Below are 20,416 nucleotides of genomic sequence, written 5' to 3' on the forward strand. Positions count from 1 at the left end.
TGCACATAATAAAAGGACCATGCTTTTACACATCGTCCCTGCTTTTCTCATTTATTCCATTGTTTCATCTTTCTTTAAAACGCCCCGCCTCGTAAGGCAGGGCTAAATGAGAAAGAATCGGCACAACACAGCCGGCAACAAGTATTTGTGAGGGCATGTTTCACATCCGCTTGTTGCAGTTTATACTCTAGCACATTCCTCTATGCACTTCTAGTACACTTCGAGAGGCATTTTGTGGCATTTCACGTACGCTTCATGACCTTATATGTACATCAGGCGGCATTTTATGTACAAATAGCGGCAATTAGCGAACGCTAACTGTTTTTATATTGCCTCTAATGTCAATTCTGCCAGCATGACCGCATATTTTTTCTCGAATTCCTGTAACGCCAGCCCATTCAATTTCTGGACACTCCGCACGTTTCTTTCCTCATCAAATGCTGATCTGGCTATTTTCTCCCATGATTGAAAGTGGATATATCTGCAATTCAATATTGTGATATAACTTACATTATCCAGAGCATTTATTTGTTCTGATACCTTCATCCGGAACTGCATCAAATCTATGATCTTATCATCAATTTTTCTTTCCATCTCATCAATCCGGCTAAACAATGTCCCGAACTTATCATTGTTTCTGCTGCTTTGTACTCTTTCGCCTTCGCCGCCTCCCCCTAATGAATACAGCATATCTTTTACTGCCTCTTTATCTCTTTTTAGATTTCCAATCTCTGCCTGTTTGTGTCGCACCTGTTCTAAATATTCTTTCGCCGTCATAAAATGCCCCTCCAGAAACTTTATTTGACTAATACTCCACACCCGATGTATAATCAGGCTATCCGTTTGTGGGCTCTTGTCTTAGGTATCTGGCAGGGGCTTACTTTTTTATTTAGATTTTCTTTCCCCCATGTCTGTATGATCTGCTTTTGTTAAATTCTGCTTTTTCCATCAGCATTGCTTCCAGGTCGATTCCGTAATATCCGCACATATCCATGATTCTGATTACTGTATCTGCCAGCTCTGATGGGATTCCCTCTGGCTTTCCGTCTTCTCTGTAATATGTTTCAGTTGGTTCCTTACCTTTTCGGTATTCCTCCAATGCTTCTGACAATTCACTGTGACACAATGCGATCAATGTTCCAAACTCCGGAGGTTTGTCCCACCATCCATGCTGTACCGCTGTTTCATGTACATCTTTTACCATATCATTAATCTTTCCCATTGTTCCTGATCCTCCTAAACTGCTGCCTTTTTCTTCTTTCTGAACATCTGTGCTGCTTCACATGTTGCAAAGTGTGAGATATATCCAAATCCTGTTGCATGTTCTGGATAATCCTGTACTGTACCTACAGCCACTTCTCCATTGGTAAGGACAATTCTGTCCTTGCCTCCTTTCTGCTCTTTGTAGTATACAAAACTTGGATTGCAAGGCATACTTTTACCAGCTTTTGTTTTTATCCACATGATCTGCTTACCGCATTTTGAGCAATTTCCAAATGAATTTTTTAATCTCATTTTTTCTCTGTTCTCCTATTCCTCATCGTACTCATAATCATCGTCTGAGGATTCTGTATCGCCGCTTGCACCGTTTGTATCGTCCTGGTCTATAATTTCCTCATTAGAAGTATTCTCGCTGTCAGAACTGCTATTATCTGTTTCTGTGGCATCCTGTTCGGAGCATTCCAGCAGTGGTGCATTCATCGGAAGTGCCGGCTGCTCATCAACAATGGTCGCCTCTCCATTTACTACATTTGCATATTCAGGATCGAAAATGCTCTGCTGTCCTCCTTCCGAAACGTATCTCAGAACATAGCGTTTCAATTCATCATCATAGACCAGTTCCATTCCTGTATCATTCTTTCCATCGAATCCATCTTTCACTGGTACCTGCGTGTCAATCTTGTATTTCAATATCGGCTTATGTACTTCTCTGGAACTTCCGTTTCCATCAGGAATAAAGTCTTTACTGATTGATAGATTTACCTTTAAGGTAATTGCTCCTTCGTCAGAATGATTCTGTTCCATTTTCTGGAACAATCTTTGAAGCAACAGATTGAATGATTCTCTGATCTTCGAGAATGTTTCGCTCTCCATTGTGATTTCCTGCCAGTTCATAATTTCCATTGTTGTTTTCCTCCTCATTCAATTATTTGTTAACTGGTGACTTTATATCCAAAATCCGGACCTCCACTCTGGGATCGTCAGAATAAAATTTTCTTACCTGGCAATCTACAATTTGAGTATCATCATGGTATGCAATTTTATTCAGAGCATCCGCAATGATCTTAATGCAGTTGTCCATATCAGGTTTTTTGGTTGGTCTGATAATCCCAGCTCGCATAAGCTCTTTTTTCTTTTTCGGTCTGCTCGGTGGAATTGTATAGTATGCTTTTATTCTCATATCCAGCATGGCATCATCCGGAAACTTGGTTTCTCCGCACTGGTTCAAATATTCCATACGAACCAGATTTTCATAAATCACTGTATCTTTTGGTGTAATAGCATGACCTGTTTTGGTATTGAATCTTGGTCTGCCTTTTCCCTTTGGTTCCCCATGTACTGTAAATTTTAGTTCCATGTTCCTACATCCTCTCGAATATTCTTGCAAAGTCCTTTGATTTATACGGACGGATTTCTCCTGAACTTTCCTTCACAATATAATCACCGATCTTTGCTCTCAGCTTTCCACATCCGGTGTTGATCGTGCATCCATATATGAAGATTGCTCCATCGGTAATACATCTATCGAAATAGATCATCTCTTTTTTGACATCTCTTGCAAACCATCCCGGAGCATTTATTTCTGCATCCCTGTTAAGCTGGAACGCTTCTACGGTAGGAACTTTTCTTTTATATTTCATATTTCTTTGTTTCCTCATCATTTTGAGGTGTCCGCATTCTCTTTCCTGTCAGTGGCGTGTACATAATATGCAACTGCCTTTCCGGTGGGCGTCACCTGCTTTTTGTGCTGCCCTACATCGTAACCATTCACCGCCAGGATTGTCATAACCGTTTTTCGATCTTCCAGACCATATATTCTGAGTTCTGCATCCCATCCTGTTTTTACCTCTTTCTTTGCTGGACCAGTAATCAGCTCTTCCGGTTTGGTTTTAGTAACCTCCGCAATTTTGAAAAGAACATCCAGTGTAATACTTGCAGATGCGTTTTCATATGCTCCAATCTGGCTCTCGCTCTTTCCAATGAGTTTTCCTAATTCTTTCTGTGTCATTCCCATGCGATATCTGACTTTCTTAATTTCCTGTCCTACTTTCTGTGTTGCGCTCATTTCCATTTTTTCTTTCTCCCATCATTTAAAAATAATCAGCAAGTTCCTTCTGCCTCTGTGCTGCTTTTATGATTCTGAATGATTTTCCAGGAATCTCCACCGGAAAACAGTGTTCAAAAATTCTGTCATAGATCCTCCGATAACGGATATCTGGATTCCTCATCATTTCATCAAATGTAAGATTCGTAGTCAGAATCATAGGCTTATCAGCCCTTACTCTGCTGTCTATGACGTTATAAACTTTTTCCAGTGCATAATCTGTGTTTCTTTCTGCCCCCAGATCATCAATGATAAGTAAACTACACGCATTCAGCATTCCAATGTATGCCGCCTCGTCCTGCCCCTGAATGTCCTGCAATATCTTCACGAACGATGTCATTACCACAGATATGTTCTGCTCTATCAGTTCATTTGCAATACAAGCTGCTGTGAAACTCTTTCCGGTTCCACATGGACCATAAAATACAAGTCCTATGTTTCTTTCTCCGGTTTTTGGGTTTCCCTCTGTAATCATCTGTCTGAACTGAGCTACATATTTTCTGGACACATCATATGCCCTCTGATTTTCCTTTCTTTTCTGATATACGGAAAATTCCGCATCTCTGAATTTACTAGCCATCATAGAAGCATCTTTCAATCTCTGGACACGATGCATTTCTTCCTCGTATTCCTCTTTCCTTCTCCGTTCCTCCAATTCTCTTGCCCTGCAATCGCAAATGCACCAGACTGTTTTATGGAAATACGGACTGTTTATCTTTTTCTGCCTTGCCTTTCCGCACACTCCGCAATGCCATAATCCGTCTGCGTCTTTGTAATCCCCTTCATGAATCTGAGTAACCTCAGATGAAGGTTCCGTAGGAAGAAACTGTGCTGCATCCATAATCTCGCCACCTCCTTATAAGTATTTATCAAAATCTGCACTGCCATTTGAATCCGGTTCCTGTGGTTTCTCTTTTTCTATGTAATCCATAAATGGTGTTGCATCCCCCAGGAATGTTTTGGCATGTTTGATGTATTGAGAATCAGTATGCCTTCTCTCGCACTCCATCCGATAATTTCTGGCTGCAAGTCTCAATTCTTCTGGTGAAAATCCACTCTTTATACGAGCCTGATATTTCTTATATGCCATTCCTTTATCTGCTTTTTTGGGATATTCAGCCCAGAACGCCTCAAAATCATCTGGATAGTCGTTTCTCTTTGGCTTTTCTGTATTCATCTCCTGATCTTCCAGCACTGCAGGTATACCTTCCTGTGCCTCTATCATCTTTGAATCATCCATAGGCACACCATGAGTAGTTGAATATGATTTATTATCCTTGAGAAGCAATGTTCTTTTTTCGTCTGTATACTGAGTTTCATGGTATCTGTTCTGAGAAATGCAGTTGTGCATCCTCCAATGCTTTATGACGATCACGCCATTATCAAATGTCAGGACAAATCTCTTCGATATCAGGATCCGCATATCATCATCCCTGGCACCCACTGTACGCATGATTCTTTTTGGATTCCCTATGAATCCATCATCATCAGCCCTCATATTCAGATGGAAATACAGGCACTGGGCTGACATTGGCATATCCAGGAACGCATCACTGTCAACTATTTTCATTGTGAACATTCTTTTCTGAGCCATCCTTTGTTATCCCTTCTTCCCAACATTCTTTATGGCTTTTTCTGCTGTTTTATCAGATTTTGTATTGTTGCTCGGAATATATCCCCCTCTATATTTGCCATATATCCGATCGATTTCTTTTTGATTTTCCTCATTACGGATTTTCGCTCTTTCCCTTGCAGTTTTTCTTAACTCGTCCAGTTTTTCATCGGAAATAAGATCATTTTCTCTGATATAATGGACAATTTCGGATAACTCATAACTGCTTCCGCTTTTCCTAGCTTCCATCTGTGCTGTATTATGAAGAATGCCTTTCATCATCTTTGTAACACTTGCTGCCTCTGCAAGATATGATTTCGCGATCTTCCCATTTTTTGAATGTCTGGCCTTTTCATTCAGTTCATGTATCGTATCGTTCATTCTTTCAATGAGTGCATCTTCTGTTACAAGAGCTGCTCCGCATTTTCTGCAACGTATCAGTCTCATCCTTGCCACCTCATCCGGTAATATATTTTGTGGTTGCGTTTGTAACATCAATCGTTCCTGCATTTTTCCATCTATCCCAAAAGGCAATCGTTCTGGACTGTGGTCTTTCTTCTGCAAGTGCAACATGGATTTTTAATGGAATTGGTACTGCATCTCCGATCACAAACACATCGCCTGGAGAAAACATTGACGTTTCATCAATCACGCTTTCGCTTCCTTCTGGCATCATTCCTTTAATCATTGCCTTGTCATTTTCGTTATTCATTTTTCCTACAATGAAGTTTGCGCACTGTGCCATGATTGTCTTGTTAAGCTCTGACGGCCTCTGGCTTGCAGGAAATAATGTCACACCGAACTTTCTACCTTCCTTCGCAATGTTCTCAAATATCTCCACCATACGCCGCTGAGAGGCAGATAATGAGAAGTCATTTGGAATATATACATGAGCCTCATCGCATACCAAGGTGACCGGATTTACGTCTTTACTCTTGTATGTTCTCTGAATCTCATATACTAATTTCGTAATCACTCCAATAATCGGAATAGCAACATCGTGTGGTACCTCGGACAGATCAATATTCTTTACTGGAACATCATTGTTCAGCACATCTTTCATAAAATCATATAAATACTGCTGCGGCATATCCTCAAATAAAAACTGATATTTGCTGTCTCTTGCCTTATCAACAAGGAGATTCACAATATTGGTGAGCTTCCCGTTGTAATCACCTTTTACGATTTTCTCTTTTCCAGCCTGTGCGCCTGATTTATAAGTCTCTCCTGTTCCGATCATTTCTTCATCAAGAAATTTCATCAGTTTAACAAACTCTACATAGTTGAAATATACCGGTCTGTTTTCTTTCCCTTTCGGGCATACATTGTAGTAACACTTCCGGAGAGCTGTCATGGCTACGGTTGCTGATTCCTCTTTGATTTTTAAAATATTGGAGATCATATCCGTAAAGCCAAACATCCATATAGGGAATGGTCTGTCACCACCAATCTGAATATTTCTGGCATATGACAATTCTTTGTATTCGCCATGAATATCAAATACAATCACATTCGCCCCAGGTAATTTGCTTGTCTGCTCCAAAATTTTCGCCACTGTCTCGGATTTTCCTGCGCCGGTGTTTCCAACAATACAAGCATGTCTCTGGAAGAATTTGTTTCCATCTACATATGCCGGAAACTCATAGGCTGAATATTCTCCGATGCAGAATCCTTCTGTATACCTGCTCAGCATAGAAGCAAATTCTTCTTTGGAAATTCGATGTGCACTTACTTTCATGGTTGGATATTTGTCTATTGCCTTCTGGAATGTTCCATCTTTTACAGTTCCGATAATGGAGCATTCCAACATCTTTGTACTGCTATGTTCCAAAATATAATCGTTTTCTCCGATTTCCTCCTCATTCTCTGTGTCAATATCTGTCAATGTGTTTACCATGGTAACCAGTTCCACTTCTCCATCTGATACAGCAATCAGATCATTGATCCGCGCATCGTCAAATTCTTTGTAGTCCGATCTAATTTGAACCTTATCGCTTAAAATTTTTACAAGTTTCATGCCCTTACGCCTCCAACAATTCATTGTAGTTTCTTACAGCAGCCTGCTTTATGCTTTTGCAATAATCACACCTTCCGCAATGAACAGGTTCCAGCAAACCGGCTTTAATATCTGCATATCTTCCGATGTTTTCCTCCACCTGTCGCAATGCCATATCAAGGGTAGATTGCGGTATCTGCCAGATATCTCTATCCATTACCCTCTCTTTTGTTACTACAGCAAGATAAAACGGTAGCTTTTCGCCCGTAACGATTTCCACACCTTTCTGGTAAACAGCACCCTGAATGTCATATCTCCACATAGGCAACTTATCCATTCTTGCCACGACCTTTAAATCTGTGATCGCTTTTCCCGGATTATAGCTGTCCAGCTTCGCTTTCCACTTCACCCCAAATAAATCAAAGGTGAAAATCCGCTGTTTTTCTCCACTCATGGCATCCATGAATTTCGGATCCGTTTTCACAGCTTCTATGATCTGGTTTGCTCTCTTGAACTCTGCTCTCAGCTCATGCTTTCTTGTGTAAAGGGTTGGATTCTCTTTCAGGAACTCATCGAGTGTACCTTCAAAGTATCTGTCTACGAATGAGCCTACCAATAATGCCCTAGTTGTTGGCCTTTCATATCTTCCTGAGATACTGGCCATAGCCGCTGCCTCACAATTCATAAATGCTTTGTACTGCGATACGCTCATGTATTCCTGATTCGCTTCCGGGCTGTAATAATTTTCATTATTCAAAATCATTTCTTGTCACCCTCTTTGCCTGCTTCCTGTTTCTTTTCTCCTCCGCTGAAAGGATCGCTGATCTCACTGTTATCAGTTACCGGTAATCCAATTTCGAAGTAATCTTCCCTCTTTGCCATTCCATCACGTAATGTGCGGTACACTTTTTTCAATCTTACAAAGTCATTTTCGGAAAAAGCATCGCTCTTACAGCCCAGATACTTTTCAATCATTGAGATATTTACAGAAAATTCCTTTTCAAATACTTCTGCCATCTTTCTAACACGATCCACTAAAGGCTCTTCATATCCTTCTCGCAATGTTTTATTACATCTATCCACTGCTGCCTCCACAACATCACTCGGAATAATTCCAAGAATACAAGCTCTTACCCTTCGTGCTGCCTGGTTCGCTACTGCTTCGTAAATATCTCTTGGGTCTGTAAGCGGATAATCGCCTTTTCTGGTGTGTCTAATATGAGGAACGCTAAATAATTTTGTCTGTCTGGAATTGGTTTCAAGGTCCCATGCGTACGCCATAACCTGGCTGGCTCCGTTTCTCTGTTCCAGTTCCATAAATCCAAAATCAATATTCCCCCAGTTCTGCGCAATAGCCTCTGCAAGTCTTATTGAAGGACCTGTGATTTTTTCATTTCCTCTTGGAAACTCATACATAGAACTTTCTGCCAGTTTTCTCCTCTGACAAGCTCTCATAATGTTGTTATATGCCACAACCTGATCTCGTGGGAACTTCTTTGCTGCCAACATTGCGACCTGTACTTCCTGTGCCTGTCTGGTTACCATCATTTCTGTTTGAGATGATCTCTGCGGCTGTATTGGCTCCTGGCTGGTAAAATCTACTGACTGGACATTTCCCTGTGAATTAACCTGAACTTCATTCATTGTGTTGTGCCTCCTTGTTATTATTCCTTCATCATTTTTGACATAGTTTCCAAGTTCACTCCCATTCGGAAAAAGTATTCTTTTACCATATCTGGAAGTAATATTGGAATATAGCTTTCATCTTTTCCTGCAATCTTTACTTTTCTTTTGGCGTATTCCACCAAACAGGAAAACTCTGCATTTGATATTTTGTAACCGTCTTTCTCTAATTGCTGTTTTACGCTCTCGTATTCCTGCATTTTCTTCGTGCCTCCCTGCGTCTGGCTTTAATAAACCATTCGATCAGGAACACAATCGGAATGATTGCCCATTCACCACCGATTGCTGCATATCCACGCTGAGCATATGCCATTCTCACTGCCGCCGCCATTAATAAGCAGCCTGCGCTTAATGCAATCCAATGTTTTACAATCCATCGTTCCAGCATTCTTGCCTCCTATCTATAAAAGGAATGATTTCCCATAGTGAAAAGATATTCTGTATTGTTCTCCATCCAAGGCGAACTACCAGTTCTGCAGAAATATAACGCTCCCTCTGTATCGTCCCAGTTTTCACACTGGACCATATACAAAGCCTTGTAGCATTCTGCATCTGGTTCAACATTCCAATATCTGCCATCGTCTAAGACTGGTTCGAATTGTCCCTGCTGAAACACAACGCCCTCTACACTATTTGGAAATTCTTTGTTCTCAACTCGATTCAGAACCACTTTCATTACAAGTGCTTTCCCCTCGGTCCCTTCTCCCTCTGCTTCTGCCATTGCAATCTTCAAAAGGATATCGGAATCTTTATTGTTCCAGTTCAGCTCATCTTCTGATGCAGAAATATATTTCGTATCGTTTTCCAGTGTTTCTGCATCGGATCCGGTTTCTGCCTGTTCATCCTGAATGGCCTGTATTGTTGTGTATGTAGATGCTTCTGCTTTATTGTCGGCTTTCAATACGACTGTTACCTGAGCTGCCAAAAGTATCATTGCCGCATCTACCGCATATACTTTTAATTTTCTTCGTGTACTCTTACGCACTTTTTACCTCATCTTTCTCATACGGATTTACAAATATGCCAAGATCAATTCCCTGTAAGGCTCTTGCCTCTTTTATAATTTCTGCATCGTTCTCTATTCCGTATCGTTCCTTCAAAATCTGTCTCAGCTTTTCTTTCAGTTCCATTCGTATCAGCCTCTTTCATCTACTTCTGAAATTTCTCGGCCAGCATCCGCAACTCCGAAATTGCTGTTGCCAAAATTTCCAGCTCTTTCACTATTCCGTCAAATTCTTCCTGCTCATCTGCTGTAATTTCTCCATCTTCCGCAATACTAAGCAGTTGTTTCTTCATGCTTCGAACACCATCTTCATCCAGGCTGTTCAGAATTTTTACAGTAATTCCTTGCAAACCGCTTACCTGTGTCGCCAAAGGAAGATTCCGTCCTATCGGGCATTCATGTTTGCAATAATAACTGCGTAATTCCGGTGTCTTATACAGATCAGACATCATCACTACTGTATCTGGTGGTACGTTTTTGGTTACTCCCAGCTCATGATTTGCCAGAGTTGATGTTGAGATACCCAATAACTCAGCAGCTCTTTCTCTACTGTTTAGAAGATCATTGTATTTTGCAGCCTTTACTCTACAAGCAAAATAAATGTTCTTGCCTTCTTTCGTACAATCAAACTCCATTCTGTTTTCACCTCTCATCTTTTATAATGAGTTCATGCTCAATCATCCGAGCAAGAATCATCATCAGTAATATTCAAATAATCACTTATTCTTTTTCTGATTGGAGGTGATACCACACGACCATTTAAAACTGACGAAATGTATGAGCGATTGTTGCCGAGCCTCTCTGCCATATCAGAAACTCCGATATCTTTCTGAATCATGGCAATCTTGGCTTTTTTGCACCAAGGAGACAACTTTTCCGCCATATGTTTTGCTCCTTTCTTTTCTTTACTTTTGTTGCATTTTTCTTTATAATGAAGATTGATTTTATCTTTAAAATGAACTCTAAAATCATCTTCAAAATCATCTTACATTTGTTATATTAACTCGTAATAATGAGTAGGTCAATACCTTTTGCTCATTTTATTGAGTTTTTATCAAGGAGGTACTATGTTCTACGATAATTTTAAGGCTGCTTGTGAACGAAAAGGCACCACTATAACAGCTGTTTTAGCGGATATAGGCAGAGCAAGTGGCAATACTGGTGGTTGGAAAATGGGGAAATTCCCACGATTGGACATTGTTATGGAAATTGCAGAACATCTTCAAATCAGCATTGATGAATTGGTTTATGGGTTAGGTCAAGCTCCATATTCCGGACAAACTCAGAATTGTGAGTTAAGCAGTGAGTGGGGAGATATCATCTCTCAGATACCAGAGGATCGCCAACAGCTTTGCAAGGATTTTCTACGTACTCATATGGTTTCTACTCCAAAGAAATACGCTGATAATAAGAGGGCGTAATATCTCCTGACTATTTTGAATGGTATCGGAATAACAGAAACAAATAACAGGAGGTTTTCTTATGAATAAAAAGATTACTATTCAGCCACAAGCACCACTTGTTCCAGAAAAAGACGCTTTTGTCTTGGAACTTCAACGCCTCCTCGCCTGCTATCAACTGGCAGATCAAAGAGACAGGGAAATTGTGTGGTCTGTGCTCAACAAATATGTACCACATATTGTTTAAAATCAAAGGATAGCCCCATGCAGGGGCTTTCTTTATGCACTTGGGAGAAATATTATGGTAAGAAGAAAAACCGCTTTAAGGGGCGTATCTGCGTCCACTCGCATAACTAAAGTAGCAATATACATCAGAGTTTCTACCATACACCAGGTAGACAAAGATTCCATACCTATGCAGAAGAAGGACCTCATAGCGTATTGTCAGCTTATTCTTGGCACTGATAATTATGAGATTTTTGAAGATGCTGGTTACTCAGGAAAAAACACTGATCGTCCAGCTTTCCAAGATATGATGGGAAGGATCCGGAAGGGTGAGTTCACTCATGTTCTTGTTTGGAAAATTGATAGAATATCCAGAAATCTTCTGGACTTTGCAGAAATGTACGAAGAACTTCAATCACTGCGTGTTACCTTCGTAAGTAAAAATGAGCAGTTTGATACCTCCACTGCTATTGGCGAAGCTATGTTAAAAATTGTTTTGGTATTTGCTGAGTTGGAAAGAAACATGACCTCGGAGCGTGTCACAGCAACGATGATATCCAGAGCCAACAATGGGCAATGGAACGGGGGGAGGATTCCTTTTGGTTATTCCTACGATTCTGGAACATCTACTTTCTCTATCAGGGAAGACGAGGCCGTAGTATGCCGCAGGCTAAAAGACCTATATCTGGACAATAAATCCCTCGTCTATACTGCAAGGGCTCTGAATGCAGACGGTTATAAAACCAGGGCAGGTGCGGACTGGACACCTACTGCGGTATGGATTATTGCATCCAGTCCATTTTACGCCGGCATTTATCGCTATAACCGGTATAAGGGAACAGAGAACAGAACTCTCAATCCAGAGGAAGAATGGGTAATGATTCCAGAGCATCATCCTGCTATTTTTACTTTGGAAGAACACGAAGCAATGAAGTCCTCATTAAAAACAAATGCCAGATACGTTGATAATCCAGTTGGAAAACCGCACGCTACTGCCAATATCCATATATTTCAGGGAATTGCCTATTGTGGCAAATGCGGAAACAAAATGGTTTCCACTCCCGGAAAGAAACACGCTGACGGGTACCGGCCATCAAATTATAGTTGCCCCCTGCATCGTAGAAGTAAAAAATGCGACAATGCCACTGTGAATGATATGATCGTTGGAGAATTTGCCATCAATTATATTTTGAATATGCTCAATGCAAAGAAAACATTTTCCAATATCGACACTCCCGAAGAATTGCAGCGGCATTTGCTGACCGGTTCCACATTTTCTGATATTTCCTCCATTGAGGAAGATGGGCTAAATGATTTCTTCAATCTTTTATCCAGGTATGGTTCAGATAATTCTTATGTTTTTGCAATAAAAACTCCCCGAAGGAAAAAAGCGTCTGTTAATCCTGAACTTGCTGCTCTCCGGAAGGAAAAAGAAAAGCAGGAACGTGCTTTACAGCGATTGCAAGACTTATATTTGTATTCAGACAAATCTATGTCGGAAAAAGACTTCATTCTCCGAAAATCTGAAATATCTGATCGTTTAAAAGACATTAATGCTCAGCTTGGCCTTATTACTCAAAATCCGGATTCTCTGCTATCCGATGAGGAGTTTATAAAACAGGCCAGTCATCTTCTCATACAGAAAGAATTAAAAGGCAGAAAATATATCTATTACAAAAATCTTGCAACCTCAGTGGATCCGGAAATTCTCAGGACGTACATGGAAACGATTCTTGATTCCATGTATATTATTGATGGTCGTATAAGTTCCATTGTCTTTAAAAATGGTCTTACGCACAAATTCATCTATAAAAATTGACACCGACATAAATGTCGGGCACAAAAATAACCAGGAAGTATTCGTACCTCCTGGTTATTCTTATATTTTCTGTGTTTTTTCTCCATCCAACAAATGTTAGAAATGGATGTTAAATGATAAGCATGGCATCCCCAAACGAAAAGAAACGATACCGTTCCTTTACTGCCTCCTCATAAGCTGCCATGATATGTTCTTTTCCTGCCAGTGCAGATACCAGCATAAGAAGCGTAGATTCCGGAAGATGAAAATTCGTGATCAGTCCATCAATCATTTTAAAATGATATCCCGGATAAATAAAAATTTCTGTCCAGCCACTTCCTGCCTGAAGGATTCCATTCTCATCAGTAGCTGATTCCAGTGTACGACAGCTCGTGGTTCCAACAGAAATCACTCTTCCGCCGTTTTTCTTTGTATCATTGATCAGTTTTGCCTGATCTTCTTCTACCATGTAAAATTCAGAATGCATATGATGCTGTTCGACATCATCCACCTTTACCGGCCGGAAGGTTCCCAGACCAACATGAAGCGTAACATGGGCAATTTTAACTCCCATATCTTCCACTTGTTTCAGAAGTTCTCGGGTAAAGTGCAGACCGGCTGTAGGAGCCGCAGCTGAACCGTCATTTTTGGCATAAACAGTCTGATAACGGTTCTTATCTTTTAATTTATGGGTAATGTACGGAGGAAGCGGCATTTCCCCAAGCTGATCGAGAATTTCTTCAAAAATACCATCGTAATGAAACTGGATCAGTCGATTGCCTTCATCAACAACATCGATGATCTCTCCTTTTAAAATTCCGTCTCCAAACGTAATCTTTGCTCCCGGACGTGCTTTCTTGCCAGGTTTTACAAGACACTCCCATATATCATTTTCTCTTCGTTTCAGAAGAAGTATCTCGATCACAGCACCCGTTTCTTCCTTATGGCCATATAAACGAGCCGGTATAACTTTTGTATCGTTGATGACCAGGCAATCTCCTTTATGAAGATAGTCCAGAATATCTGTAAAATGTCTGTGTTCAAAAGATCCATCTTGCATGGAAAGGTGCAGAAGTCTGGAGGAACTTCTGTCTTCCAACGGATCCTGAGCAATCAGTTCTTTCGGCAGATCATAGTAAAAATCTGATGTTTTCATAAACTGCTCCTTTATTTATCAGAGGCCTCAGTTTCTGCGGCCTTCCATTCTTTCTTCCACTGTCGGACCTGACTCCATTCTTTGTTTGTCAGATCTGCTTTTTTCAAAAGATCCGGGCGACGCTTTGCTGTACGCAAAATGGACTGTTCCCGTCTCCATGCTTCAATATTTGCGTGATGTCCGGAGAGAAGAACTGGTGGAACTTTCTGTCCATGCCATTCTTCCGGGCGGCTGTACTGAGGATATTCCAGAAGATTTTCGGCAAAAGATTCAGTTTCTCCGGATTCCTGATTACTTAAAACTCCTGGAACCATTCGCGAAATAGAATCCATCATTACCATGGCCGGGAGTTCTCCTCCGGTAAGTACATAATCTCCGATAGATACATAATCGGTAACAATTTCATCAAGAACACGCTCATCAATTCCTTCATAGTGGCCACAAAGAAAAACAAGATCTTTCTCCTTTGCCAGTTCCTTTGCCATGGTCTGATGAAATACTTCTCCCTGTGGAGTAAGATAAACAACCCGCGGTCGATATCCCAGCTTTTTCTGAACCGATTCATATGCAAGATAGACAGGTTCTGCCTGCATCAGCATTCCCGCTCCCCCACCGTATGGATAATCATCTACCTTCTGATGTTTGTTAAATGCATAATCACGAATATTGATCGCATCAATAGAAAGGTAGCCTCCTGCTATGGCACGCCCGATGATGCTAGTATGCATTCCCTGTTCGATCATTTCCGGAAAAAGTGTCAAAACATGAAAATTCATTTATAAAAGCCCCTTCATTAAATGTACAGTCATTGTGTTTGTTTCAATATCCACATCAAGAATACATTCTTTGATTGCAGGAAGCAATACCTCTCCATGTTCAACGGAATCTACAATATAAACATCATTTGCTCCGGTTTCCATGACATTTTTTAATGTTCCAAATTCTGATCCGTCTTCCAGAAGCACTTTCATTCCAAGAAGATCTGCTATATAATATTCATCTTCATCCAGTTCCTGTGCTTCCTCACGTGGAATCCACAGATCGCGGCCCTTATATTTTTCAATATCATTTATATTATCAATTCCATCAAATTTCAAGATAACAAGATTTTTGAAAAAACGGACATTTTTTATGTCCAGTCTTCGAAGTTCTTTTCCGGTATCCAGCAATACATACTCCAGATCAAGGAATCGCTCCGGTTCATCTGTGGTAGGGTAAACTTTGACTTCGCCACGTACACCGTGTGTCGTGGTGATCACGCCAACTTTTAATAAATCTTCCATAAAAAACTCCCTTTAAAAAAGGAGCTATGTCTCCACAGCTCCGTTTCGTTATTATTGCAGAATATCTACAATCACCTTTTTGCTGCTCTTTGAAGAAGCCGCTTTAACTACAGTACGGATTGCTTTTGCAATTCGTCCCTGTCTTCCAATGACCTTACCCATATCGGAAGGCCCTACTTTCAGTTCGATGATAACTGCATCTTCTTTTTCGTTTTCGGTGACAACCACCTCATCCGGATGTTCAACAAGAGATTTTGCAATTACTTCAACTAATTCTTTCATCACATACCTCCCGCAAAGGATTTATTATTTTTCGATTCCAGCCTCTTTGAAGATTCTTGCAACAACATCTGTTGGCTGAGCACCTGCAGCAAGCCATTTTTTAGCTTCTTCTTCGTTTACTTTGTATGCGCTTGGCTCGATGTTCGGATCATATGTTCCGATCTCAGCGATGCATTTTCCATCACGTTTGCTGCGGGAATCTGCAACTACGATTCTATAAAAAGGTGCTTTCTTCTGTCCCATTCTTCTTAATCTGATTTTAACTGCCATTTCTGTTTTCCTCCATTATACTATCTTTTATTTATATTGTTTTTTATTTAAAAAGGAAGCTTAAAGCCGCCTCTTTTTCCCATTTTACCGCCCATCATTCCAGGCATCTGTTTCATTAATTTCTTGCTCTGTTCAAACTGTTTGACCAGACGATTGACTTCTGCGATATCCACACCGGCACCTTTGGCGATACGATTCTTGCGGGAAATATTCAGGATTCCCGGATTGCTTCGCTCCTTCTGTGTCATAGAAAGGATAATCGCCTTTGTTCTGTCAAGAGCCTTTTCATCAATCATGTCTTCCAGATCTTTCGCTTTTGCACCAACACCTGGAAGCATATTCAGGATACTTCCGATTCCACCCATTTTATTCATCTGTTCCATACTGGTCAGATAATCATTGAAATCGAAATCCATTTTTTTGAGTTTTTTCTGCATCTCTGCTGCCTGATCCTGGTCAAGAGCTGCCTCAGCCTTCTCAATAAGACTCATTACATCTCCCATTCCAAGAATTCTGGAAGCCATGCGTTCCGGATAAAACTGTTCGAGATCTGAAAGTTTCTCACCCATTCCCACAAAAAGAATTGGTTTTCCGGTAACTGCTTTAATGGAAAGTGCAGCACCACCTCGGGTATCACCATCCATTTTGGTAAGGATGACACCATCAATGCCTACTTTTTCGGCAAAAGTCTTTGCAACATTTACTGCATCCTGGCCTGTCATTGCGTCAACTGTCAAAATCGTACAGTCAACATTCACATTGGCTTTGATATCCGCAAGTTCCTGCATCATATCTTCGTCCACATGAAGGCGGCCAGCCGTATCAATAAGAACAACGTTCTGTTGGTTTGCTTTTGCATGTTCGATCGCAGCTTTGGCGATATCTACAGGATTCTGTTTATCTCCCATGGAGAAAACTTCTACTCCCTGTTTCTCACCGTTTACCTGCAGCTGTGTGATCGCAGCCGGACGATATACGTCACAGGCAACGAGAAGTGGTCTTTTTCCTTTGGATTTCAGCTTACCTGCAAGTTTCGCAACTGTGGTCGTCTTACCTGCACCCTGAAGTCCAGCCATCATCAGGACTGTGATATCATTGCCTGGTTTCAAAGGAAGATCGGTTGTTTCACTTCCCATCAGATTAACCAGCTCTTCATTTACGATCTTGATTACCATCTGTCCTGGATTCAGACCATTCATGACATCCTGTCCTACTGCACGTTCCTGCACAGACTTGGTAAACTGTTTAACAACCCGGAAGTTAACATCTGCTTCAAGAAGAGCCATCTTGACCTCTTTCAGAGCAATCTTAACATCCTCTTCTGTCAGGCGTCCTTTGCCTCTCAGCTTTTTGAACACATTCTGTAATTTATCAGTCAAGCTTTCAAATGCCATGCGTTATAACTCCTCTAATATCTTATTGGAAATCTCTGTAATCTCACCGGCATTATATCCTACTGCAAGTTCCTTGATCTTCTGAACCTGTTTGCGGATACAGAGAAATTTCTCAACCAGATGAAGTCTGGATTCATATTCTTCCAGTGTATGATTACAGCGTTTGATCATGTCATGTACGCCCTGACGGCTGATTCCCAGATCTTCTGCTACCTCACTCAGGGAATAATCTTCCAGAACAACGCTTTCATAAACCTGCTGCTGTCTCTCTGTAAGCAGTTCCCCATAAAAATCATATAACAATGTCTGTTCGACAAACTTTTCCATTTGTAACCACCTTGGCTATCATACATGATTTATATCATTGTGTCAAGTGTTTTTTCTTGACAGATATATTTTTATTTATTGTCCGTCTTTTTCCGGATCTTCTGTTTCAAATTCAAAGACACATCGATCAAAAGCATTGATCACATATGTATCCATATATTTATCGTATCGTTTGTGTTGTCTTCCATACGACATATGAACATGACCATGCAGGAAAAATTTAGGATGATATTTCTCAATCAGCTGCAGAAAAATTTTAAATCCCTGATGCGGAAGATCCCGGGCATCATTTAACTGATATGCCGGGGCATGCGTGACAAGTATATCAAAGCCTCTTCTCCACGCAAGTTTTGGAAAAAGTTTAAAGACTCTTCGTCTCATTTCCCACTCTGTATATTGATGTTCTCCCGGTTTATATCGCATGGAACCGCCAAGTCCCAAGATGCGTACTCCTTCATGCACATATATTTTATCGTCAATGCAGATGCAGCCTTCCGGTGGAATCCTTTCATATTTATCGTCATGGTTTCCATGGACATATAAAACAGGCGCTGATGTAAATGTCGCCAGAAAAGAAAGATAGCGGGGATCAAGATCCCCACATGATATGATAAGATCGATCCCCTCCAGTTTACTTTTCTCGAAATAATCCCACAGATATTTTGATTCCACATCTGCTATGGCAAGTATTTTCATAAAACTGTATTATCCCTTCTGACTTTCCACACCGGACTGTAAAGTAACCGGTTTTGCCTGTTCTTTAAGCTCACGTGATTTCGGAATTGTTCCGATCACATTATCTGCAAGCCAGTCCATCGTAATAATTTCTTCCGGAGAAAGAATTTTATCCGGATCCGACTGAATCATTCCATTCTGTGAATAAAGGATTCCTGAAAATGGATGATATTCCCCGGTTGCAATCGCACGTTTGAGCATTGTCAGCAGCTTCTGTGTGCCAATCGGAAGATTCTGCGAATAGATAACATCGATCACTTCCGCTGACAGTCCCCACCAATAATTGATGGCCTTTGTTTCATCTTTGTTATCATCATATTTCCATGTTCCATCCATGATCGTCCTGATCAACTGTTCATAAAATTTTCCCCAGTGCCACAATGGCATAGCAAGATTACGAGGTCCTTCTTTTTCTATGTGATACAGTCCAAAATAGCGCGATGCATCTTCCGGAATCACCATATCCCGTCCGGATACAACCGTAACACCTTTTTTGATAACATTGTCCATAGCGATTCCAAGATCGACATCTTTCAGCGTAGACCATTCCAGATATATCTGTGCTCTCGGATTAACCATTTTGGCACCTAAAGCAAATGCATTGATATTGGCAATCGTTCCAAAAATCGGGTAGTCAGCAATATATGCAAGCTGACCGTTTTCTGCCATAGCTCCGGCAATGGCCCCCATAAGAAATTTGGCTTCATACATCCGGGCATAATAAGTACGAATATATCTGTGAGATGTATTCAAGGAACAGTTAAGGATCTTTACCTCCGGATGTGCAATAGCAGCCTGTACACTTGCCTGCACAAATTCCGGTGTTGTTGTAAAGATAATATTGCATCCTTTTTGAATCGCATCGGCAATTGCTTTTTCCGCAAGATCTCGCGTAAGGTTTTCATAGCATTCTGTAGTAACTTCTTCAGGGAACGTCTGTTCCAGGTGAAGACGACCAAGCTCATGCGCATACGTCCAGGCAGAAGTAGCCGGTGTCTTTGCGTACAGAAAAGCAATCTTTAGTTTTGGTGTACTTACCGGAAGCAGACGGTCCAGGAGAGATTTTTTTTCACTCGTAGGATTCATCTTCAGTTCAATTTCCTGATCATGTTCCAGAAGTTTAAATTCTTCCCAGCTTTTACCAACCAGTTCCTTTAATTCATTAACTGTTTTCTGGCAGATATCTTTATAATCATAAATCATAAGAAATGCAAGGAATGCATCCCCTGTTGTTATGGAAAGTTTCTTTCCGCCTAAGGATTCATATTCTGCTGCAAACCTTGAATAAACAGAACTGAAAGTCAGTTTATCATCATCTGACCAGATATCCTTTGCCCCTTTTCCTACTGCTTTCTGAAGTCTGACAAAGCTTCCAAGACGTGAAAACCAGATATAGTTGATCTGACTCAGGGCGTAAAAATCCACATATTCATAATAGATTTTATTTTCTTTCTGTTCCGTACGCTGTGGCAGAATTCTGGTCACATATCCCGGAACCGAAACCGCATCAAAATACTTCAGTACACTGACACGCTTATTTCCCTCTTCTACATAGAATTTGTTCATATATTCATATGCTTTGATCGGATCGCGGATACCTTCATTAATATGACTCTGACTTAAAGTTGCCCACTTATATGCAAATTCTGTGTTTTCTCTGAGAATAGGCATAAAGTTCCCGGCGAATGCATTGCTTCTTCCACCGCTTTTGGTTCCGACGATCTGGTCGATCGGTATCTGTACAAGTCCGAGCGGGACCTCCGAATAGGACCCCTTTGGGGGCAGTATCTCATCCAGAACCTGAAGTGTAGGCAGTTGCCCTTTCATCATTCTGGCCTGATAATCTCTCTTACCAGCTTTGCAGGCTTTTATATATTCTTCCATTATATATGGTGCCATGGTCCTCTTCCTCACTTTCTGTCTGAAG

General features: G+C 40.8%; 31 protein-coding genes. 3 read left to right on the forward strand and 28 right to left on the reverse strand.

Annotated elements, in window-relative coordinates; translation table 11 throughout:
* Window positions 1-324: 324 nt before the first annotated feature.
* From NQ503_RS10000 to NQ503_RS10090, 19 genes are all read right to left on the reverse strand, one after another.
* On the reverse strand, window positions 325-777 hold the full coding sequence (locus tag NQ503_RS10000; RefSeq protein ID WP_005424374.1) for a hypothetical protein: 453 nt from the start codon (window positions 775-777) through the stop codon (window positions 325-327).
* Between the two features lie 112 nt (window positions 778-889).
* Window positions 890-1,222 (reverse strand): nucleoside triphosphate pyrophosphohydrolase family protein, encoded by a 333-nt coding sequence (locus NQ503_RS10005; RefSeq protein ID WP_005424373.1) that lies wholly within the window; start codon window positions 1,220-1,222, stop codon window positions 890-892.
* A gap of 14 nt (window positions 1,223-1,236) precedes the next feature.
* Entirely contained in the window at window positions 1,237-1,515 is a 279-nt protein-coding gene (locus NQ503_RS10010; RefSeq protein ID WP_005424372.1) for a hypothetical protein, read from the reverse strand.
* A 15-nt stretch (window positions 1,516-1,530) separates the two neighbouring features.
* Window positions 1,531-2,124: a hypothetical protein gene (locus tag NQ503_RS10015; RefSeq protein ID WP_044925501.1), complete on the reverse strand. Its 594-nt coding sequence runs from the start codon at window positions 2,122-2,124 to the stop codon at window positions 1,531-1,533.
* 22 nt (window positions 2,125-2,146) lie between these two features.
* Entirely contained in the window at window positions 2,147-2,578 is a 432-nt protein-coding gene (locus NQ503_RS10020; protein WP_005424369.1) for a RusA family crossover junction endodeoxyribonuclease, read from the reverse strand.
* A 4-nt stretch (window positions 2,579-2,582) separates the two neighbouring features.
* On the reverse strand, window positions 2,583-2,861 hold the full coding sequence (locus tag NQ503_RS10025) for a hypothetical protein (protein ID WP_044925499.1): 279 nt from the start codon (window positions 2,859-2,861) through the stop codon (window positions 2,583-2,585).
* A 17-nt stretch (window positions 2,862-2,878) separates the two neighbouring features.
* The gene (locus NQ503_RS10030) at window positions 2,879-3,292 is read right to left on the reverse strand and encodes a helix-turn-helix domain-containing protein (protein WP_005424367.1); all 414 of its coding nucleotides are present in this window, start codon (window positions 3,290-3,292) and stop codon (window positions 2,879-2,881) included.
* Between the two features lie 19 nt (window positions 3,293-3,311).
* A complete protein-coding gene (locus NQ503_RS10035) occupies window positions 3,312-4,166 on the reverse strand; it encodes an ATP-binding protein (protein WP_005424366.1) in 855 nt (284 codons plus the stop codon).
* Window positions 4,167-4,181: 15 nt separating this feature from the next.
* The gene (locus tag NQ503_RS10040; protein ID WP_005424365.1) at window positions 4,182-4,919 is read right to left on the reverse strand and encodes a hypothetical protein; all 738 of its coding nucleotides are present in this window, start codon (window positions 4,917-4,919) and stop codon (window positions 4,182-4,184) included.
* A gap of 6 nt (window positions 4,920-4,925) precedes the next feature.
* On the reverse strand, window positions 4,926-5,384 hold the full coding sequence (locus NQ503_RS10045) for a hypothetical protein (RefSeq protein ID WP_044925496.1): 459 nt from the start codon (window positions 5,382-5,384) through the stop codon (window positions 4,926-4,928).
* A gap of 10 nt (window positions 5,385-5,394) precedes the next feature.
* A complete protein-coding gene (locus tag NQ503_RS10050; RefSeq protein WP_044925495.1) occupies window positions 5,395-6,954 on the reverse strand; it encodes an ATP-binding protein in 1,560 nt (519 codons plus the stop codon).
* Between the two features lie 4 nt (window positions 6,955-6,958).
* Window positions 6,959-7,696, reverse strand: a complete 738-nt coding sequence (locus tag NQ503_RS10055) for a PD-(D/E)XK nuclease-like domain-containing protein (protein WP_005424362.1) — start codon at window positions 7,694-7,696, stop codon at window positions 6,959-6,961.
* The gene (locus tag NQ503_RS10060; RefSeq protein WP_005424361.1) at window positions 7,693-8,577 is read right to left on the reverse strand and encodes a hypothetical protein; all 885 of its coding nucleotides are present in this window, start codon (window positions 8,575-8,577) and stop codon (window positions 7,693-7,695) included. The genes NQ503_RS10055 and NQ503_RS10060 overlap by 4 nt, the downstream gene beginning before the upstream one ends.
* A gap of 20 nt (window positions 8,578-8,597) precedes the next feature.
* Entirely contained in the window at window positions 8,598-8,816 is a 219-nt protein-coding gene (locus tag NQ503_RS10065; RefSeq protein WP_005424360.1) for a hypothetical protein, read from the reverse strand.
* A complete protein-coding gene (locus tag NQ503_RS10070; protein ID WP_005424359.1) occupies window positions 8,795-9,004 on the reverse strand; it encodes a hypothetical protein in 210 nt (69 codons plus the stop codon). Before NQ503_RS10070 ends, NQ503_RS10065 begins: the two co-directional genes overlap by 22 nt.
* 9 nt (window positions 9,005-9,013) lie before the next feature.
* Window positions 9,014-9,601, reverse strand: coding sequence for a cell wall hydrolase (locus tag NQ503_RS10075; RefSeq protein ID WP_049940401.1), 588 nt, complete (start codon window positions 9,599-9,601; stop codon window positions 9,014-9,016).
* Window positions 9,594-9,746, reverse strand: coding sequence for a hypothetical protein (locus NQ503_RS10080; protein ID WP_005424357.1), 153 nt, complete (start codon window positions 9,744-9,746; stop codon window positions 9,594-9,596). The genes NQ503_RS10075 and NQ503_RS10080 overlap by 8 nt, the downstream gene beginning before the upstream one ends.
* Window positions 9,747-9,765: 19 nt before the next feature.
* Window positions 9,766-10,254: a helix-turn-helix domain-containing protein gene (locus NQ503_RS10085; protein ID WP_044925494.1), complete on the reverse strand. Its 489-nt coding sequence runs from the start codon at window positions 10,252-10,254 to the stop codon at window positions 9,766-9,768.
* A gap of 38 nt (window positions 10,255-10,292) precedes the next feature.
* Window positions 10,293-10,502, reverse strand: coding sequence for a helix-turn-helix domain-containing protein (locus tag NQ503_RS10090; protein WP_005424354.1), 210 nt, complete (start codon window positions 10,500-10,502; stop codon window positions 10,293-10,295).
* A 184-nt stretch (window positions 10,503-10,686) separates the two neighbouring features.
* Here NQ503_RS10090 and NQ503_RS10095 point away from each other — a divergent pair, with 184 nt between their 5' ends.
* The 3 genes from NQ503_RS10095 to NQ503_RS10105 all read left to right on the forward strand — a co-directional run bounded on the left by NQ503_RS10095 (window position 10,687) and on the right by NQ503_RS10105 (window position 13,063).
* Window positions 10,687-11,040 carry a transcriptional regulator gene (locus tag NQ503_RS10095; protein ID WP_005424351.1) on the forward strand — a complete coding sequence of 118 codons (354 nt, stop codon included), beginning with the start codon at window positions 10,687-10,689 and terminating at the stop codon, window positions 11,038-11,040.
* A gap of 61 nt (window positions 11,041-11,101) precedes the next feature.
* Window positions 11,102-11,266 (forward strand): hypothetical protein, encoded by a 165-nt coding sequence (locus NQ503_RS10100; protein ID WP_005424350.1) that lies wholly within the window; start codon window positions 11,102-11,104, stop codon window positions 11,264-11,266.
* Window positions 11,267-11,320: 54 nt separating this feature from the next.
* Window positions 11,321-13,063, forward strand: coding sequence for a recombinase family protein (locus tag NQ503_RS10105; RefSeq protein ID WP_005424349.1), 1,743 nt, complete (start codon window positions 11,321-11,323; stop codon window positions 13,061-13,063).
* 109 nt (window positions 13,064-13,172) lie between these two features.
* Here the strand turns inward: NQ503_RS10105 and queA are convergent, their stop codons facing one another.
* From queA to NQ503_RS10150, 9 genes are all read right to left on the reverse strand, one after another.
* A complete protein-coding gene (queA, locus tag NQ503_RS10110; RefSeq protein WP_005424348.1) occupies window positions 13,173-14,198 on the reverse strand; it encodes a tRNA preQ1(34) S-adenosylmethionine ribosyltransferase-isomerase QueA in 1,026 nt (341 codons plus the stop codon).
* An 11-nt stretch (window positions 14,199-14,209) separates the two neighbouring features.
* Window positions 14,210-14,974 (reverse strand): tRNA (guanosine(37)-N1)-methyltransferase TrmD, encoded by a 765-nt coding sequence (gene trmD / locus NQ503_RS10115; RefSeq protein ID WP_005424347.1) that lies wholly within the window; start codon window positions 14,972-14,974, stop codon window positions 14,210-14,212.
* The gene (rimM, locus tag NQ503_RS10120) at window positions 14,975-15,481 is read right to left on the reverse strand and encodes a ribosome maturation factor RimM (RefSeq protein ID WP_005424346.1); all 507 of its coding nucleotides are present in this window, start codon (window positions 15,479-15,481) and stop codon (window positions 14,975-14,977) included.
* A gap of 51 nt (window positions 15,482-15,532) precedes the next feature.
* Window positions 15,533-15,763 (reverse strand): KH domain-containing protein, encoded by a 231-nt coding sequence (locus NQ503_RS10125; RefSeq protein ID WP_005424345.1) that lies wholly within the window; start codon window positions 15,761-15,763, stop codon window positions 15,533-15,535.
* A 24-nt stretch (window positions 15,764-15,787) separates the two neighbouring features.
* Entirely contained in the window at window positions 15,788-16,033 is a 246-nt protein-coding gene (rpsP, locus tag NQ503_RS10130; RefSeq protein ID WP_005424344.1) for a 30S ribosomal protein S16, read from the reverse strand.
* A gap of 47 nt (window positions 16,034-16,080) precedes the next feature.
* Window positions 16,081-17,427, reverse strand: a complete 1,347-nt coding sequence (gene ffh, locus NQ503_RS10135) for a signal recognition particle protein (RefSeq protein WP_005424343.1) — start codon at window positions 17,425-17,427, stop codon at window positions 16,081-16,083.
* 3 nt (window positions 17,428-17,430) lie between these two features.
* On the reverse strand, window positions 17,431-17,754 hold the full coding sequence (ylxM, locus tag NQ503_RS10140; protein WP_005424342.1) for a YlxM family DNA-binding protein: 324 nt from the start codon (window positions 17,752-17,754) through the stop codon (window positions 17,431-17,433).
* A gap of 75 nt (window positions 17,755-17,829) precedes the next feature.
* A complete protein-coding gene (locus NQ503_RS10145) occupies window positions 17,830-18,450 on the reverse strand; it encodes a metallophosphoesterase family protein (protein WP_005424341.1) in 621 nt (206 codons plus the stop codon).
* 9 nt (window positions 18,451-18,459) lie between these two features.
* On the reverse strand, window positions 18,460-20,388 hold the full coding sequence (locus NQ503_RS10150; RefSeq protein WP_005424340.1) for a BMP family ABC transporter substrate-binding protein: 1,929 nt from the start codon (window positions 20,386-20,388) through the stop codon (window positions 18,460-18,462).
* Window positions 20,389-20,416: the final 28 nt, after the last annotated feature.

Origin of the sequence: Blautia obeum ATCC 29174 (genome assembly GCF_025147765.1) — a bacterium.
Classification (GTDB): Bacteria; Bacillota; Clostridia; order Lachnospirales; family Lachnospiraceae; genus Blautia_A; species Blautia_A obeum.

What these genes read in the sequence shown, in the direction of transcription:
- NQ503_RS10000 (WP_005424374.1), bottom strand. Translation starts at nt 777, where the DNA reads ATGACGGCGAAAGAATATTTAGAACAGGTGCGACACAAACAGGCAGAG.
- NQ503_RS10005 (WP_005424373.1), bottom strand. Translation starts at nt 1,222, where the DNA reads ATGGGAAAGATTAATGATATGGTAAAAGATGTACATGAAACAGCGGTA.
- NQ503_RS10010 (WP_005424372.1), bottom strand. Translation starts at nt 1,515, where the DNA reads ATGAGATTAAAAAATTCATTTGGAAATTGCTCAAAATGCGGTAAGCAG.
- NQ503_RS10015 (WP_044925501.1), bottom strand. Translation starts at nt 2,124, where the DNA reads ATGGAAATTATGAACTGGCAGGAAATCACAATGGAGAGCGAAACATTC.
- NQ503_RS10020 (WP_005424369.1), bottom strand. Translation starts at nt 2,578, where the DNA reads ATGGAACTAAAATTTACAGTACATGGGGAACCAAAGGGAAAAGGCAGA.
- NQ503_RS10025 (WP_044925499.1), bottom strand. Translation starts at nt 2,861, where the DNA reads ATGAAATATAAAAGAAAAGTTCCTACCGTAGAAGCGTTCCAGCTTAAC.
- NQ503_RS10030 (WP_005424367.1), bottom strand. Translation starts at nt 3,292, where the DNA reads ATGGAAATGAGCGCAACACAGAAAGTAGGACAGGAAATTAAGAAAGTC.
- NQ503_RS10035 (WP_005424366.1), bottom strand. Translation starts at nt 4,166, where the DNA reads ATGGATGCAGCACAGTTTCTTCCTACGGAACCTTCATCTGAGGTTACT.
- NQ503_RS10040 (WP_005424365.1), bottom strand. Translation starts at nt 4,919, where the DNA reads ATGGCTCAGAAAAGAATGTTCACAATGAAAATAGTTGACAGTGATGCG.
- NQ503_RS10045 (WP_044925496.1), bottom strand. Translation starts at nt 5,384, where the DNA reads ATGAGACTGATACGTTGCAGAAAATGCGGAGCAGCTCTTGTAACAGAA.
- NQ503_RS10050 (WP_044925495.1), bottom strand. Translation starts at nt 6,954, where the DNA reads ATGAAACTTGTAAAAATTTTAAGCGATAAGGTTCAAATTAGATCGGAC.
- NQ503_RS10055 (WP_005424362.1), bottom strand. Translation starts at nt 7,696, where the DNA reads ATGATTTTGAATAATGAAAATTATTACAGCCCGGAAGCGAATCAGGAA.
- NQ503_RS10060 (WP_005424361.1), bottom strand. Translation starts at nt 8,577, where the DNA reads ATGAATGAAGTTCAGGTTAATTCACAGGGAAATGTCCAGTCAGTAGAT.
- NQ503_RS10065 (WP_005424360.1), bottom strand. Translation starts at nt 8,816, where the DNA reads ATGCAGGAATACGAGAGCGTAAAACAGCAATTAGAGAAAGACGGTTAC.
- NQ503_RS10070 (WP_005424359.1), bottom strand. Translation starts at nt 9,004, where the DNA reads ATGCTGGAACGATGGATTGTAAAACATTGGATTGCATTAAGCGCAGGC.
- NQ503_RS10080 (WP_005424357.1), bottom strand. Translation starts at nt 9,746, where the DNA reads ATGGAACTGAAAGAAAAGCTGAGACAGATTTTGAAGGAACGATACGGA.
- NQ503_RS10085 (WP_044925494.1), bottom strand. Translation starts at nt 10,254, where the DNA reads ATGGAGTTTGATTGTACGAAAGAAGGCAAGAACATTTATTTTGCTTGT.
- NQ503_RS10090 (WP_005424354.1), bottom strand. Translation starts at nt 10,502, where the DNA reads ATGGCGGAAAAGTTGTCTCCTTGGTGCAAAAAAGCCAAGATTGCCATG.
- NQ503_RS10095 (WP_005424351.1), top strand. Translation starts at nt 10,687, where the DNA reads ATGTTCTACGATAATTTTAAGGCTGCTTGTGAACGAAAAGGCACCACT.
- NQ503_RS10100 (WP_005424350.1), top strand. Translation starts at nt 11,102, where the DNA reads ATGAATAAAAAGATTACTATTCAGCCACAAGCACCACTTGTTCCAGAA.
- NQ503_RS10105 (WP_005424349.1), top strand. Translation starts at nt 11,321, where the DNA reads ATGGTAAGAAGAAAAACCGCTTTAAGGGGCGTATCTGCGTCCACTCGC.
- queA (WP_005424348.1), bottom strand. Translation starts at nt 14,198, where the DNA reads ATGAAAACATCAGATTTTTACTATGATCTGCCGAAAGAACTGATTGCT.
- trmD (WP_005424347.1), bottom strand. Translation starts at nt 14,974, where the DNA reads ATGAATTTTCATGTTTTGACACTTTTTCCGGAAATGATCGAACAGGGA.
- rimM (WP_005424346.1), bottom strand. Translation starts at nt 15,481, where the DNA reads ATGGAAGATTTATTAAAAGTTGGCGTGATCACCACGACACACGGTGTA.
- NQ503_RS10125 (WP_005424345.1), bottom strand. Translation starts at nt 15,763, where the DNA reads ATGAAAGAATTAGTTGAAGTAATTGCAAAATCTCTTGTTGAACATCCG.
- rpsP (WP_005424344.1), bottom strand. Translation starts at nt 16,033, where the DNA reads ATGGCAGTTAAAATCAGATTAAGAAGAATGGGACAGAAGAAAGCACCT.
- ffh (WP_005424343.1), bottom strand. Translation starts at nt 17,427, where the DNA reads ATGGCATTTGAAAGCTTGACTGATAAATTACAGAATGTGTTCAAAAAG.
- ylxM (WP_005424342.1), bottom strand. Translation starts at nt 17,754, where the DNA reads ATGGAAAAGTTTGTCGAACAGACATTGTTATATGATTTTTATGGGGAA.
- NQ503_RS10145 (WP_005424341.1), bottom strand. Translation starts at nt 18,450, where the DNA reads ATGAAAATACTTGCCATAGCAGATGTGGAATCAAAATATCTGTGGGAT.
- NQ503_RS10150 (WP_005424340.1), bottom strand. Translation starts at nt 20,388, where the DNA reads ATGGCACCATATATAATGGAAGAATATATAAAAGCCTGCAAAGCTGGT.